This is a genomic window from Pseudomonas sp. MWU16-30317 (assembly GCF_020515695.1).
Classification (GTDB): Bacteria; Pseudomonadota; Gammaproteobacteria; order Pseudomonadales; family Pseudomonadaceae; genus Aquipseudomonas.
Genome location: NZ_JAIWJA010000003.1, coordinates 560,996 through 575,072, shown reverse-complemented (window position 1 = coordinate 575,072; position 14,077 = coordinate 560,996). Strand labels below are relative to the sequence as shown.

Annotated in this window: 16 protein-coding genes; 13 read left to right on the top strand and 3 right to left on the bottom strand. The window is 62.7% G+C overall.

Features of this window, described 5'->3' with window-relative positions; genetic code table 11:
• Positions 1-181: 181 nt before the first annotated feature.
• The 4 genes from phaC (LIX93_RS11665) to LIX93_RS11650 all read left to right on the top strand — a co-directional run bounded on the left by phaC (LIX93_RS11665) (position 182) and on the right by LIX93_RS11650 (position 5,659).
• Complete coding sequence (phaC, locus tag LIX93_RS11665) at positions 182-1,861, top strand: class II poly(R)-hydroxyalkanoic acid synthase (RefSeq protein WP_226504187.1); 1,680 nt, start codon at positions 182-184, stop codon at positions 1,859-1,861.
• A 52-nt stretch (positions 1,862-1,913) separates the two neighbouring features.
• Positions 1,914-2,759, top strand: a complete 846-nt coding sequence (gene phaZ / locus LIX93_RS11660) for a poly(3-hydroxyalkanoate) depolymerase (protein WP_226504186.1) — start codon at positions 1,914-1,916, stop codon at positions 2,757-2,759.
• A 59-nt stretch (positions 2,760-2,818) separates the two neighbouring features.
• Positions 2,819-4,501 (top strand): class II poly(R)-hydroxyalkanoic acid synthase, encoded by a 1,683-nt coding sequence (phaC, locus tag LIX93_RS11655; RefSeq protein WP_226504185.1) that lies wholly within the window; start codon positions 2,819-2,821, stop codon positions 4,499-4,501.
• 546 nt (positions 4,502-5,047) lie between these two features.
• Positions 5,048-5,659 (top strand): TetR/AcrR family transcriptional regulator, encoded by a 612-nt coding sequence (locus tag LIX93_RS11650; RefSeq protein ID WP_226504184.1) that lies wholly within the window; start codon positions 5,048-5,050, stop codon positions 5,657-5,659.
• A 190-nt stretch (positions 5,660-5,849) separates the two neighbouring features.
• Here the strand turns inward: LIX93_RS11650 and LIX93_RS11645 are convergent, their stop codons facing one another.
• The 3 genes from LIX93_RS11645 to LIX93_RS11635 all read right to left on the bottom strand — a co-directional run bounded on the left by LIX93_RS11645 (position 5,850) and on the right by LIX93_RS11635 (position 7,745).
• Entirely contained in the window at positions 5,850-6,827 is a 978-nt protein-coding gene (locus LIX93_RS11645) for a phasin family protein (RefSeq protein WP_226504183.1), read from the bottom strand.
• A gap of 11 nt (positions 6,828-6,838) precedes the next feature.
• Positions 6,839-7,285: a phasin family protein gene (locus tag LIX93_RS11640; RefSeq protein ID WP_226504458.1), complete on the bottom strand. Its 447-nt coding sequence runs from the start codon at positions 7,283-7,285 to the stop codon at positions 6,839-6,841.
• A 184-nt stretch (positions 7,286-7,469) separates the two neighbouring features.
• Positions 7,470-7,745: a polyhydroxyalkanoic acid system family protein gene (locus LIX93_RS11635; protein WP_226504182.1), complete on the bottom strand. Its 276-nt coding sequence runs from the start codon at positions 7,743-7,745 to the stop codon at positions 7,470-7,472.
• 137 nt (positions 7,746-7,882) lie between these two features.
• Between LIX93_RS11635 and ubiE the strand changes: the two genes are divergently transcribed.
• Genes ubiE through LIX93_RS11590 form a run of 9 tightly spaced genes read left to right on the top strand, consistent with a single transcriptional unit; the run spans position 7,883 to position 13,975 of the window.
• Complete coding sequence (gene ubiE / locus LIX93_RS11630) at positions 7,883-8,653, top strand: bifunctional demethylmenaquinone methyltransferase/2-methoxy-6-polyprenyl-1,4-benzoquinol methylase UbiE (protein WP_226504181.1); 771 nt, start codon at positions 7,883-7,885, stop codon at positions 8,651-8,653.
• Positions 8,653-9,276 (top strand): SCP2 sterol-binding domain-containing protein, encoded by a 624-nt coding sequence (locus LIX93_RS11625; RefSeq protein ID WP_226504180.1) that lies wholly within the window; start codon positions 8,653-8,655, stop codon positions 9,274-9,276. The genes ubiE and LIX93_RS11625 overlap by 1 nt, the downstream gene beginning before the upstream one ends.
• Positions 9,273-10,880 carry a ubiquinone biosynthesis regulatory protein kinase UbiB gene (gene ubiB, locus LIX93_RS11620; protein WP_226504179.1) on the top strand — a complete coding sequence of 536 codons (1,608 nt, stop codon included), beginning with the start codon at positions 9,273-9,275 and terminating at the stop codon, positions 10,878-10,880. Before LIX93_RS11625 ends, ubiB begins: the two co-directional genes overlap by 4 nt.
• A gap of 51 nt (positions 10,881-10,931) precedes the next feature.
• Positions 10,932-11,333 carry a phosphoribosyl-AMP cyclohydrolase gene (gene hisI, locus LIX93_RS11615; RefSeq protein WP_226504178.1) on the top strand — a complete coding sequence of 134 codons (402 nt, stop codon included), beginning with the start codon at positions 10,932-10,934 and terminating at the stop codon, positions 11,331-11,333.
• Positions 11,326-11,661, top strand: a complete 336-nt coding sequence (locus LIX93_RS11610) for a phosphoribosyl-ATP diphosphatase (RefSeq protein WP_226504177.1) — start codon at positions 11,326-11,328, stop codon at positions 11,659-11,661. Before hisI ends, LIX93_RS11610 begins: the two co-directional genes overlap by 8 nt.
• 24 nt (positions 11,662-11,685) lie before the next feature.
• Positions 11,686-11,952, top strand: a complete 267-nt coding sequence (locus tag LIX93_RS11605) for a twin-arginine translocase TatA/TatE family subunit (protein WP_226504176.1) — start codon at positions 11,686-11,688, stop codon at positions 11,950-11,952.
• Between the two features lie 3 nt (positions 11,953-11,955).
• Positions 11,956-12,483, top strand: coding sequence for a Sec-independent protein translocase protein TatB (gene tatB, locus LIX93_RS11600; protein ID WP_226504175.1), 528 nt, complete (start codon positions 11,956-11,958; stop codon positions 12,481-12,483).
• A complete protein-coding gene (gene tatC, locus LIX93_RS11595; protein WP_226504174.1) occupies positions 12,480-13,271 on the top strand; it encodes a twin-arginine translocase subunit TatC in 792 nt (263 codons plus the stop codon). Before tatB ends, tatC begins: the two co-directional genes overlap by 4 nt.
• Entirely contained in the window at positions 13,268-13,975 is a 708-nt protein-coding gene (locus LIX93_RS11590) for a 16S rRNA (uracil(1498)-N(3))-methyltransferase (RefSeq protein WP_226504173.1), read from the top strand. Before tatC ends, LIX93_RS11590 begins: the two co-directional genes overlap by 4 nt.
• Positions 13,976-14,077 lie beyond the last annotated feature (102 nt).

The following is a 14,077-nucleotide window of genomic DNA, read 5'->3' as shown; positions in this document are numbered from 1 at the left end:
TGCCAACTGGCGGGGATAGGCTTTCTTGCGCATTGGCGCGAACTCGCGTAACCACTGGTAACTGGCAGGCTCCGTGCTTCACTTTGGGGGCAATAGCGATCACTGGTTACCCGAGCGCGGTGCGCGGCAGGCCCGTCAGAGCAGCCGCCGCCGCACGCCTCTGGACAATGGAGCGTCGTGGATGAGCAGCAAGAACACCGATGACATCAAGCAGCAAGCCTCACATAACACCCTCGGCCTGAACCCCGTGATCGGCCTGCGCCGCAAGGACCTGCTGACCTCTGCACGGATGGTCCTGCGCCTGGCCTTGCGCCAACCGCTGCTGAGTGCTCGCCACGTGGCACACTTCGGCCTGGAACTGAAAAACGTCCTGCTGGGCTCGTCCACCCTGCAACCGGAAAGCGACGACCGCCGCTTCGTCGACCCGGCCTGGAGTCAGAACCCCCTCTACCGCCGTTACCTGCAGACCTACCTGGCCTGGCGCAAGGAACTGCACAGCTGGCTCGACGGCAGCGAGCTCTCGGCTCAGGACATCAGCCGCGGCCACTTCGTCATCAACCTGATGACCGAAGCCATGGCCCCGACCAACGGCGCTGCCAACCCGGCAGCGGTCAAACGCTTCTTCGAGACCGGCGGCAAGAGCCTCCTCGACGGCCTCTCGCATCTGGCCAAGGACCTGGTCAAGAATGGCGGCATGCCCAGCCAGGTCAATATGGACGCCTTCGAGGTCGGCAAGAATCTCGCCACCAGCGAAGGCGCGGTGGTGTTTCGCAACGACGTGCTGGAGCTGATCCAGTACGCCCCCATCACCGAGCAGAACCACGAGCGGCCGATGCTCATCGTGCCGCCGCAGATCAACAAGTTCTACGTGTTCGACCTGAGCCCCGACAAGAGCCTGGTGCGCTTCTGCCTGCGCAACAATGTGCCGACCTTCATCATCAGTTGGCGCAACCCCACCAAGGCCCAGCGCGAATGGGGGCTGTCGACCTACATCGATGCCCTCAAGGAAGCAGTCGAGGTGGTCACGGCGATTTCCGGCAGCAAGGACATCAATATCCTCGGCGCCTGCTCCGGGGGGATCACCTGCACCGCGCTGGTGGGCCATTACGCTGCGCTCAAACAACCAAAGGTGCATTCCCTGACCCTGCTGGTCAGCGTGCTCGACACTACCCTCGACACCCAAGTGGCGCTGTTCGTCGACGAGCAGACTCTGGAGGCCGCCAAGCGTCATTCCTATCAGTCAGGCGTGCTCGAAGGCCGGGACATGGCCAGGGTATTTGCCTGGATGCGCCCCAACGACCTGATCTGGAATTACTGGGTCAACAATTACCTGCTGGGCAACGAGCCGCCGGTGTTCGACATCCTGTTCTGGAATAACGACACCACGCGCCTGCCCGCAGCCTTCCACGGCGACCTGATCGAGATGTTCAAGAACAACCCGCTGACCCGCGCCGGCGCCCTGGAGGTGTGCGGCACGCCGATCGATCTCAAGCAGGTCAAATGCGACATCTTCAGCGTCGCCGGCACCGCCGACCACATCACCCCTTGGCACTCGTGCTTTCGCTCGGCGCAACTGTTTGGCGGCAAGATCGAGTTCGTGCTGTCGAGCAGCGGCCATATCCAGAGCATCCTCAATCCACCGGGCAACCCCAAGGCCCGCTTCATGACCAACGATGAAACCACCACCTCGCCAAGCGACTGGCAGGACAACGCCGTCAAGCACACTGACTCATGGTGGCTACACTGGGCAGACTGGCTGGGTAAACACTCCGGCAAGCTCAAGAAGGCGCCCTCGGAACTCGGCAGCAAGGCTTTTGCCGCTGGCGAGGCAGCGCCCGGGACCTACGTGCATGAACGCTGACTGATTGCGATCGCCGCTGCCGCCCCACCATTGCTTGCAAAGGATCGAGTGCATGCCGCAACCGTACATATTTCGTACCGTGGACCTCGATGGCCAGGCCATCCGCACGGCGGTACGTCCCGGCAGCCCGCACATGACGCCGCTGCTGATCTTCAATGGCATCGGCGCCAACCTGGAGCTGGTGTTCCCGTTCGTCGCCGCGCTGGACCCGGACCTGGAGGTGATCGCCTTCGACGTGCCCGGGGTCGGCGGCTCGTCCACGCCCAGCCGCCCTTATCGCTTCCCGGGCCTGGCGCAGTTGACCGCACGCATGCTCGACTACCTCGACTATGGCCAGGTCAACGTCATCGGTGTGTCGTGGGGCGGCGCCCTGGCCCAGCAGTTCGCCTACTCTTACCCCGAGCGCTGCAAGAAGCTGGTGCTCGCCGCCACCTCGGCCGGCGCGGTGATGGTGCCCGGCAAGCCGCGCGTGCTGTGGTTGATGGCCAGCCCGCGGCGCTATCTGCAGCCGTCCCATGTGGTGCGCATCGCGCCGGAAATCTACGGCGGCAGTTTTCGACGCGACGCCGGCCTGGCGATGTCCCATGCCAGCAAGGTGCGCTCGTCCGGCAAGCTGGGTTACTACTGGCAACTGTTCGCAGGCCTCGGTTGGACCAGCGTGCACTGGCTGCACAAGATCCATCAGCCGACCCTGGTGCTGGCCGGTGACGACGATCCGCTGATCCCGTTGGTGAACATGCGTCTGCTGGCATGGCGCATCCCCAACGCCCAGTTACATATCATCGATGACGGCCATCTGTTTTTGGTGACCCGCGCCGGCACGGTAGCGCCGATCATCATGAAATTCCTCGAGGAAGAGCGCCAGCGCGCCGTGGTTCATCCGCGAGCAACGAGTTAGGGACCCCGCTCCCACCAAACCCAGGGCAATCAAACGGCTGAACGAAGGAGTGTAGCGCCATGAAGAACAAGACTGCCCCGCCTACGGTGTCCACCACCGCGGCCTTCATCAACGCCCAGAGCGTGATCAGCGGGCTGGGCGGGCGCGACCTGGTTTCGACCTTGCGCAGCGTCGCCCGCCACAGTATCAAGCATCCGATCCATAGCGCCCGCCACGCGCTCAATCTGGGCAGCCAGCTGGGCCGCGTGCTGCTGGGCGAAACCCTGCACGCCCCCAACCCCGGTGACCAGCGCTTCAGCGATCCGACCTGGTCGCTCAACCCCTTCTACCGCCGCGGGCTGCAGGCCTACCTCGCGTGGCAGGCCGAAACCCGACAATGGATCGATAACAGCCAGTTGTCCGACGATGACCGCGCTCGCGCGCATTTTGTCTTTGCCTTGGTCAACGACGCCCTCTCGCCGACCAATTCGCTGCTCAATCCGCTGGCCCTCAAGGAGATTTTCAATTCCGGCGGCACCAGCCTGGTCAAGGGCCTCAACCACCTGCTCGACGACTTGCGGCATAACCACGGCCTGCCCAGCCAGATCGGCAAGCAGGCTTTCGAGGTCGGCAAGACAGTGGCTACCACGCCCGGCGCCGTGGTGTTTCGCAACGAGATGCTGGAGCTGATCCAATACCGCCCGATGAGTGAAAAACAGTACCGGCGCCCGCTGCTGATCGTGCCGCCGCAGATCAACAAGTTCTATATCTTTGACCTGTCGCCCGCCAACAGCTTCGTGCAGTACGCCCTTAAGCACAATCTGCAGACGTTCGTCGTCAGTTGGCGCAACCCCGACGGCCGCCACCGCGAGTGGGGGCTGTCGAGCTACGTGCAGGCGCTGGAAGAAGCGCTCAACGCTTGCCGCGCGATCACTGGCAGCCGCGAAGTGAATCTGGTCGGCGCCTGCTCGGGGGGCTTGAGCATCGCGGCGTTGCAGGGGCACTTGCAGGCCAAGCGGCAGCTGGCACGGGTATCCAGCGCGACCTACCTGGTGAGCCTGCTTGACAGTCAGATCGACAGCCCGGCCTCGTTGTTCGTCAACGAGCAAACGCTCGAAGCGGCCAAGCGCCGCTCCTACCAGCAGGGCGTGCTCGAAGGCAGCGAGCTGGCGCGCGTGTTCGCCTGGATGCGGCCCAACGATCTGATCTGGAATTACTGGGTCAACAATTACCTGCTGGGCAAGGAGCCGCCAGCCTTCGACGTGCTGTTCTGGAACAACGACAACACCCGTCTGCCTGCGGCTCTGCATGGTGATCTGCTGGACTTTTTCAAGCACAACCCGTTGACTCGGCCGGGCGGGCTGGAGGTGTGCGGCACGCCGATCGATCTGCAAAAGGTCAACGTCAACAGCTTCAGCGTGGCGGGCAGCAACGATCACATCACCCCGTGGGACTCGGTGTATCGCTCCAGCCTGTTGCTGGGGGGTGAGCGACGCTTCGTGCTGGCCAACAGCGGGCACATCCAGAGCATCCTCAATCCGCCGGGCAATCCTAAGGCCAACCACCTCGAAAACCCTAAGATGAGCAGCGATCCGCGCGCCTGGTATTACGACGCCAAGCCTGTGGATGGCAGCTGGTGGCCGCAGTGGCTGGCCTGGGTGCAGGAGCGCTCCGGGGCATTGCGTGAAACCCAGATGGCCTTGGGGAGCGAACTGCATCCGCCGAAGGATCCGGCGCCGGGTACTTATGTGCTGGCTGACTGAGCCGGTGCTGCCTGTGGGCCATTCAGTGCTGCGGATGGCCCCTTCGCGGGCAAGCCTCGCTCCCACAGAGTGCTCAGTTGCGCAGGCGCACACCTGTAGGACCAAGGCTTGCCCGCGAAGAGGCCGGCACTGCTTGCCTCGAACCATAGAGCCTCCAACAGAACTCGCCAAACTTGAGTCGCACACCTGTGGGAGCAAGGCTTGCCCGCGAAGAAGCCGGCGCTGCTTGCCTCGAACCATAGAGCCTCCTACAGAACTCGCCAAGCTTGAGTCGCACACCTGTGGGAGCAAGGCTTGCCCGCGAAGAGGCCGGCACTGCTTGCCTCGAACCATAGAGCCTCCAACAGAACTCGCCAAACTTGAGTCGCACACCTGTGGGAGCAAGGCTTGCCCGCGAAGAGGCCGGCGCTGCTTGCCTCGAACCATTGAGCCTCTTACAGAGCTCGCCAAGCTTGAGTCGCACACCTGTGGGAGCAAGGCTTGCCCGCGAAGAGGCCCGCCGCTCTGGCACAAGACTAGACGACTGGACAGGGGCGCCTTCCCGCGATGAAGACCCGCGAACGGATACTGGAATGCACCCTGGCGCTGTTCAATCAACTGGGCGAACCCAACGTCACGACCCTGCAGATCGCCAACGAACTGGAAATCAGCCCGGGCAATCTGTACTACCACTTCCATGGCAAGGAGCCTTTGATCCTGGGGCTGTTCGAGCGATTCGAAGAGGAACTGACGCCGCTGCTGAACCCTCCCGATGAGGTGCAGTTGGCGCCCGAGGACTATTGGCTGTTCCTGCACCTGATCGCCGAGCGCATGGCCCGCTATCGGTTTCTGTTCCAGGACTTGTCGAACCTGGCCGGACGCTTGCCAAAGCTGGCGCGCGGCGTGCGCAGCCTGCTGGATGCGATCAAACGCACGCTGGCGTCCTTGCTGGCCAACCTGAAGGCCCAGGGATTATTGGCCAGCGACACCCAGGCACTGGGGCAGTTGGTGGAACAGATCACCTTGACCTTGGTGTTCTCGCTCGATTACCAGCGCATCATCGGCCAGTCAGGCGAGACCGGGGTGGTGGTGTATCAGGTGATGATGCTGGTGGCGCCCCACCTGCATGCGCAATCGCGCCATGCCACGGAGCGGCTGGCGTTGCAGTATCTGAATTGACCAATCCAGTGGCGCCTCCCGCTGTGCTAGCAGGTCATGGACGCAAAGAGGTCCGCCCGGACAACACTTATCGATTGGTGTTTGCTGCACTGGCCGTAAACCTTGTAGCGACGGGGCGCTACCCCCGAAAGGGTGTCAGCCGCGTCAACGCAGCTGATACACCGTAATCGGACAAAGCCCCCTCGCTACACTATGACTGAGCCGCCGGCGTCGCTGGCGCCGAGCCCGTTGCTGGCGGGGTAGAGGGTGATGTCGAGGAAGCCCCTGCGGCCGTGGTTTCAGCCTTGGCGGGCTCGGGCTTTTTGGCAGCGGGCTTGACCGCTGACCTGGCCTTGGCTGCGGGCTTGGCTGCTACGGTTTTCGGCGCTGCGGCTTTGGCACTTGCCGTGGTTGTGGCCGCAGTGGCCTTGGCTGCCCCAGTGGTTTTCGCCGCTGCCGTTTTGGCCGCGGCTACGGGCTTGGCCGCTGCTGCCTTGGCGGCCGGCTTGGCGGCAGCAGTTTTAGCCTTGGCTCCCGCTACCGCTTTAGCCGCAGGCTTGGCCGCGGCGGTTTTCGCCGCAGGTTTGCTCGCCGCCTTGGCCGGGGCTTTTGCCGCGGGCTTGGCGCCGTTGGCAGCCGTCTTGGTCGACGGCTTGCTCGCGCTAGCCGCCGTGGCTGACGGCTTGGCCGCACCCTTGGTTGCCTTGGTCGCTGGCTTGGCCGCACCATTGGCCGCCGCAGCTTTTGTCGCCGGCTTGGCCGCTGGCGCGCGTACCGATTCGCCCGTGAGCTTCTCGAGCTGGCGAGTCAGGGTATCCACCTTGCTGTGCAGGGCTTTCACCTCGTTGCGGCTCGGCACGCCCAGGCGCGAAATGGCGCTGTTCAAGCGGGTGTCGAACGCCTCTTCCAATTCGCTCCACTTGCCCAGTGCCTTATCCTTGACGTCGCCGACCCGTGAACGCGCCGACTTGGCCGAACTCTTCACCGTGTCGACCTGTTTGTCGACTTCGGTCTTGGCCTGCGCCTCTGCATGCTCGCCATCCTTCACCAGGGTGTCGAACAGCTTGGTGCCGTCGTTGCTGATCTTCGAATAAGCGCCCAAACCGGCGAGCCAGATCTGCCGGGAGTATTTTTCAATACCGCCGATCCAGGAGGTGCCTTCTTTCTCGACCTTCTTCTTACCAGCCATCCCGCTCTCCTTTATGGTTTACGCGCGGCACGTTCGACCAATGCCGTCAATTTATCGAGCTTAGCAGAGAGTGTATCGACGTCATGCCGGGAGGGGATGCCAATGCGATTCAGGGCGCTGGCGACGCGCACATCGAAGAGTTTTTCCAGCTTGTCGAGCTGCACCTCGACCTTGCCCTTGGCCTCGGCGACCTCATCCTTGGCGGCATCGATCTGCGAATTGGCGGCCTTCAACTCCTTGTCGATGACCTTCTTGCCATCCTTCTCGACGCCCTCGCCGGCCTTGATCAGTTCCTTCACGTAATCCAGGCCCTCCTTGCCGGCCTTGGCATAAGCGCCGAGCCCGGCGAGCCAGATCTTGCGGGCATAGGAGCGAACCTCGACGACCGTATCGGTCTTCACCGCGTGGGCTTTGCGCACCAGGGGGGTGACGTCTTTTTTCAGAGCCGTCTTTTTCAGCGCTACGGCTTTTTTCAGTGGGGCGGTTGCCATGGTGCACCTCATGCTTGAAGGGATATCCGTACCCACACACTTCAGGGCGTGCAATCACCATAGCCCGCCAATTTAGAATCCTCACCCTAACTGCACGCCCAGACTCGCGCTCAGGTGGGCGCAGGGTCTGCCCGCGAAACGCCAGTCGATCTCAAGCCAGCGCCTTGTCGAGCACACGTTCGATTTCCGACTCGATGGTGCCGCTCATCATCGACAGCATCATGCCGAGCTTGAGATCCACGCGAATGGCATCGTCGTCGATGCTGATCACACCATTGGCGCCGCTGCGCTTGACCTCCACGGTATCGCCCTGCCACTGAGCCTTGACGTCGTATTTGCTGACCAGCTTTTCCACCAGCAACTCGGCCTTCTGCTTTGCCACCTCGCGCCCAAGGCTGTGTTTGCGCTCCACGCTGATCCGACTCATTCAACCCCCTGGGACGATAATAATAACGGTGCCTATAGTAGCCCGGATCAAGCAATGCGCGATCAGCCTGAGGCTTGCCAAGACAAAGGCGGCTACCGAGGATTAGAATGGCAGTAATTTTTTCCGGTGACAGCGATATGAATGATCAGCGCAAAGGCAGCGATGCCGAACCCACCACGCACTTCGGCTACAAGAATGTGCCCGAAAGCCAGAAGGCCGAAAAGGTCGCCGAGGTGTTTCACTCGGTAGCGGCCAAGTACGACATCATGAACGACGTGCTGTCGGGCGGCATGCATCGCCTGTGGAAACGCTTCGCGATCGAACTGTCCGGCGTGCGCACTGGCAACAAGGTGCTCGACATCGCGGGCGGTACCGGCGACCTCGCTCGCAAGTTCTCGCACCTGGTCGGCCCGACCGGTGAAGTGGTACTGGCCGACATCAACGCCTCCATGCTCAAGGTCGGCCGCGACCGCCTGCTCGACCTCGGCGTGGCTGGCAACGTCCAGTTCGTCCAGGCCGACGCGGAAAAACTGCCCTTCCCGGACAACCACTTCGACTGCGTGACCATCGCCTTCGGCCTGCGCAACGTCACCCACAAGGAAGACGCCATCGCCTCGATGCTGCGCGTGCTCAAGCCGGGCGGCCGCCTGCTGGTGCTGGAGTTCTCCAAGCCGACCAACAAGCTGATGTCCAAGGTCTACGATGCCTATTCGTTCGCCTTCATGCCACTGGCGGGCAAGCTGATCACCAACGACTCCGAGAGCTATCGCTATCTGGCCGAGTCGATCCGCATGCACCCCGACCAGGAAACCCTCAAGGCCATGATGGTGCAGGCCGGTTTCGACCGCGTCACCTACCACAACATGACCTCGGGCATCGTCGCGCTGCACCGCGGTATCAAACCCTGATGTTGCTGCGCGGCCTGATCGCCAGCGTCGAGCACGGCCTCAACCGCGTGCTGCGCATGGACAGCACCGCCCTGCCACGGTTGGCGCGATTGCAGGGCAAGGTGATCGAGATCGATTGCCGCAACCCGGCGCTGCAGCTGTTCATCCTGCCCAGCGACGAGGGCCTGCTGCTGGCCAGCCACTGGGCGGCGCCTGCCGATTGCGTGCTGCGTGCGCCAGCCTCGAGCCTGATCCAGCTGGGCCTGAGCAAGGACAAGACCGCCGTGTTGCACAGCCCGCAGGTCGATCTGAGCGGCGACAGCGCCGTGCTCATCGATCTGGTCAAGGTGCTGCAGGACCTGGAGCTCGACTGGGAATACGAGCTGTCGCAATGGCTCGGCCCGGTGGCCACGCCGCTGCTCAGCGGGCATCTCAACAGCCGCGCACGCTGGGCACGCCAGGGCTTCGACAGCCTGAGCAACAACCTCGGCGAGTACCTGGCCGAAGAATCCCGGACACTGGTGGGCAAGCGCGAAGCCGAAGCCCGCTTCGCCGAGCTCGACCAGCTCAAGATCGACACCGAACGCCTCGAGGCGCGTATTGAGCGCCTCTCCCGATCCCTCGACTCCAGCGATAACGCATGAAGCTGCTTGCCGTCCGCCGTTTGTTGCGCATCCAGCGCGTCGTGATCCGCTACCGTCTCGATGACCTGATTTTCGCCCTGCCCCTGCCCTGGTTCCTGCGCATCACCCGCTTCGCCATGCCCTGGCGCTGGTTCCCGCGCAAAACACTCGAGCTGACCCGTGGTGCCCGCCTGCGCCTGGCGCTACAGGACCTGGGGCCGATCTTCATCAAGTTCGGGCAGATCCTCTCCACCCGCCGCGACCTGCTGCCCGAAGACATCGCCGATGAATTGATGCTGCTGCAGGACCGCGTGCCACCCTTCGATCCGCAACAGGCCATGGCCCTGATCGAGTCGCAACTGGGGCAAAAGATCACCTCGGTATTCAGCCGCTTCGACGTCGAGCCTTTGGCGTCGGCCTCGGTGGCGCAGGTTCACAGCGCCCGTCTGAAAAACGGCGACGAAGTGGTCGTCAAGGTAGTGCGTCCGGGCCTAAAGCCAATCATCGGCCAGGACCTGGCCTGGCTGTTCATCCTCGCCGGCTGGGCCGAACGTCTGTCGGCCGACGCGCGCCTGCTGCATCCGGTGGACGTGGTCAGCGATTACGAAAAAACCATCTACGACGAACTCGACCTGCTGCGCGAGGCCGCCAACTCGAGCCAGCTCAAGCGCAATTTCGAAGGCTCGCCGCTGCTCTACGTGCCGCAGGTCTATTGGGACTGGTGCCGGCCGAAAGTGCTGGTGATGGAGCGCATCTACGGCGTGCAGGTCACCGATATGGCGACCCTGGCCGACCAGCGCACCGACATGAAACTGCTCGCCGAACGCGGCGTGGAGATCTTCTTCACCCAGGTCTTTCGCGACAGTTTCTTCCACGCCGACATGCACCCCGGCAACATTTTCATCAGCACCGTCAGCCCGTGGGACCCGAAGTACATCGCCATCGACTGCGGGATCGTCGGCAGCCTCACCCCCGAAGACCAGGATTACCTGGCACGCAATCTGTTCGCGTTCTTCAAGCGCGATTACCGACGCGTGGCCCAGCTGCACATCGACTCCGGCTGGGTGCCCGCCGAAACCAAGCTCAATGAATTCGAAGCGGCCATCCGCACCGTGTGCGAGCCGATCTTTGAAAAACCGCTGAAGGATATTTCCTTCGGCCAGGTGCTCATGCGCCTGTTCCAGACGGCGCGGCGCTTCAACATGGAAATCCAGCCGCAACTGGTGCTGCTGCAAAAAACCCTGCTCAACATCGAGGGCCTGGGCCGTCAGCTGTACCCGGAACTCGACCTGTGGAGCACCGCGCAGCCCTTCCTGGAGCGCTGGATGCGCGAACGCGTGAGCCCCAAATCGCTGTTCAACAGCGCGCAGACGCAACTCGAACAGATCCCGCACCTGATCGGCATGACCCGCGACCTGCTCGAACGCAACGCTCAGCCCCACCGCAAGAACAAACAGCCTGACTGGCGGCACCATACGGATGGCTGGCTGCTGCGCATCGCCGGGGCCTTGCTGCTGGTGGGCGGCGCTACGCTGGCGGCGACCGGGCCGCTCATCGACTCGATACAGGCCTGGCCCTGCTGGCTGATGCTGGGCAGCGGCTTGTATCTGGTCGTTCGCCGATAGCCAGTGGCGCCTAGCACTGGCACACTAGAGGCCTTGTTGCCGGAGTCGAAGATGAAAGATTGGCTGGACGAGATCCGCTGGAATGAAGATGGCCTGGTACCGGCCATCGCCCAGGATCACAAAACCGGGCGCGTGTTGATGATGGCCTGGATGAACCGCGAAGCACTGAGCCTGACGGCCACCGAAAACCGTGCCATCTATTGGTCCCGTTCCCGGGGCAAGCTGTGGCGCAAAGGCGAAGAGTCGGGCCACGTGCAGATCCTTCACGAAATGCGCCTGGACTGCGACGCTGACGTGATCGTCCTGATGGTCGAGCAGATCGGCCATATCGCTTGCCACACCGGCCGTGAAAGCTGCTTCTATCGCGTGTACGCCGACGGCCAGTGGAACACCGTCGACGCTGTCCTCAAGGACCCGCACGCCATCTACCAGGCAGGATCTGCCCATGACTGACACCCTGACGCGCCTGGCCCAGGTGCTCGAAGCGCGCAAAGGCGCCGCTGCCGATTCATCCTATGTCGCCAGCCTGTACCACAAGGGCTTGAACAAGATTCTGGAAAAAGTCGGCGAAGAATCCGTCGAGACCATCATTGCCGCCAAGGATGCCGCTGTCAGTGGCGACTGCAGTGATGTCATCTACGAGACCGCCGATCTGTGGTTTCATAGCCTGGTGATGCTGGCCGCCCTCGGTCAACATCCGCAGGCGGTACTCGACGAGCTGGACCGCCGTTTTGGCCTGTCGGGCCATGACGAGAAGGCCGCTCGCACGCCATCTGCCTAACGAATTTTCTCGAGGAGCTGCACTATGGGTATTTTTGACTGGAAACACTGGATCGTCATTCTGGTGGTCGTCGTGCTGATATTCGGTACCAAGAAACTGAAGAACCTCGGCACCGATGTCGGCGAATCGATCAAGGGCTTCCGCAAGGCCATGAACGATGACGAAAAACCACACGAGCCGACGGTAGAGCCGGTACAGCCAGTGCATCCACAGGCGACCTCGCCACTGAATCAGCCACACACCATCGACGGCCAACACCAAAAAGTCGAAGAGCCCATCAGGAAAGACTGATCTATGTTTGGCATCAGCTTTACGGAACTACTGCTCGTCGGTCTGGTGGCCCTGCTGGTGCTCGGCCCCGAGCGCCTGCCCGGTGCAGCACGCACGGCGGGCCTGTGGATCGGTCGCCTCAAGCGCAGCTTCAATGCCATCAAGAACGAAGTAGAGCGCGAAATCGGCGCGGACGAAATCCGCCGGCAGCTGCACAACGAGCATATTTTGTCGCTAGAACAAGAAGCGCGCAAAATCCTCAATCCGCAGGCGGCCCAGCCTAAGCCTGCGCAGCCGCCAGCAGCGGAAGCGCCAGCCACCGAGGCTCACCCGCCTGCCGCTGCGCCGCTACCGGTGGCTGCCAGCGAGCCGCACCTGGCCCTCGAGCAACCCGCACCCGCGCCAGTCGAGCCGGTTCACGCCGTCAGCGACCCCCTGCCCGTGCCGCCGTTGACCTCGGCCGACGCCGCCAGCAGCGAAACGGTGCCGACGCCCAAGCCTCAGACTGAAAAGCCTGCCACCGAAACCTCATTGCCCCCACGAGCCCCATGAGCGAAATCCCGGAAAACGACCAGCCCATGCCGCTGGTCTCGCACCTGACCGAACTGCGCACGCGCCTGCTGCGTTGCGTTGCAGCGATCTTCCTGGTCTTTGCCGGGCTGTTCTCCTTCGCTCAACAGATCTACACCATCGTCTCGGCCCCGCTGCGCGAGTTCTTGCCCGTGGGCTCGACGATGATCGCCACCGACGTCGCTTCGCCCTTCCTGACGCCGTTCAAGCTGACCATGATGGTGTCGCTGTTCGTGTCGATTCCGGTGATCCTGCATCAGATCTGGGGCTTTATCGCACCCGGCTTGTACAAGCACGAAAAGCGCATCGCCGTGCCCTTGCTGGTATCGAGCATCGTCCTGTTCTATGCCGGCATGGCCTTCGCGTACTTCCTGGTGTTTCCGCTGATCTTCAAGTTCTTCGCCAGCGCTACCCCGGTCGGGGTGATGATGGCCACCGATATCACCAACTACCTCGACTTCGTGATGACGCTGTTCTTCGCCTTTGGCGTAGCGTTCGAAATCCCCGTGGCGGTGGTGTTGCTGGTGTGGATCGGCGTGGTCGACGTCAAGTACCTGAAAAAGGCCCGCCCCTACGTGGTCATTGGCTGCTTCGTGGTCGGCATGCTCCTGACTCCACCGGATATCTTCTCGCAGACCCTGTTGGCGGTGCCGATGTGGATGCTCTTCGAGGTCGGCGTACTGTTTGCCGGCATGATCAAGAAGCGCAGCGATCATGAAGACGCCGAACAAGCCGACAGCAACGACCAGCCGCCCGCGACGCGCCCATGAACCTGCTGTTGCTCGAAGAGGCCGACTTCAGCGCGGCTGACCGAGTCGTGCTGCGCGATCGCCGGCTGACCCACATGCAGCAAGTGCAGCGGGTGGCGGTCGGTGACAGCCTGCGCGTCGGCCGTATCGGCGGCCTGATGGGCCGCGCGGAGGTGCTGAGGTTATCGGCTGGCGAAGCCGAACTGCAGATCAGCCTGGACCAGCCCGCGCCGGCCAAGCTGCCGCTGACCATGGTACTGGCCCTGCCCCGGCCGAAGATGCTGCGCCGGGTGTTCCAGACCATCGCCGCCATGGGCGTGCCGCGCTTGATACTGGTCAACAGCTATCGGGTCGAGAAGAGCTTCTGGCAAACCCCTTTTCTAGAGCCCGAGGCCATCCGCGAGCAGTTGATCCTCGGCCTCGAGCAATCCCGCGACACCGTCCTGCCCGAGGTGGTGATCGAAAAGCGCTTCAAGCCCTTCGTCGAGGACAGGTTGCCGGCCATTGCTGATGGCACCTTGGGTCTGGTCGGCCATCCGGGCGACTACCCTCCCTGCCCACGCGCCGTCGACACCGCAGTGACCCTGGCCATCGGCCCCGAAGGCGGCTGGATCCCCTACGAGGTCGAGTTGCTGGCCAAGGCCGGCCTGCAGCCGGTGCAGTTGGGTGAGCGCATCTTGCGGGTCGAAACTGCAGTCACGGCGCTTCTCGCCCGCTTGTACTAAGCTCATTCGATTCTCAGCAGCTCTGTTGGTCAAGGATTGCTGCCCCAGGCCGATACGCTTGGGGTTATCCGTCCCTCTCGCGTCTGCCACGCAATGGAGTGC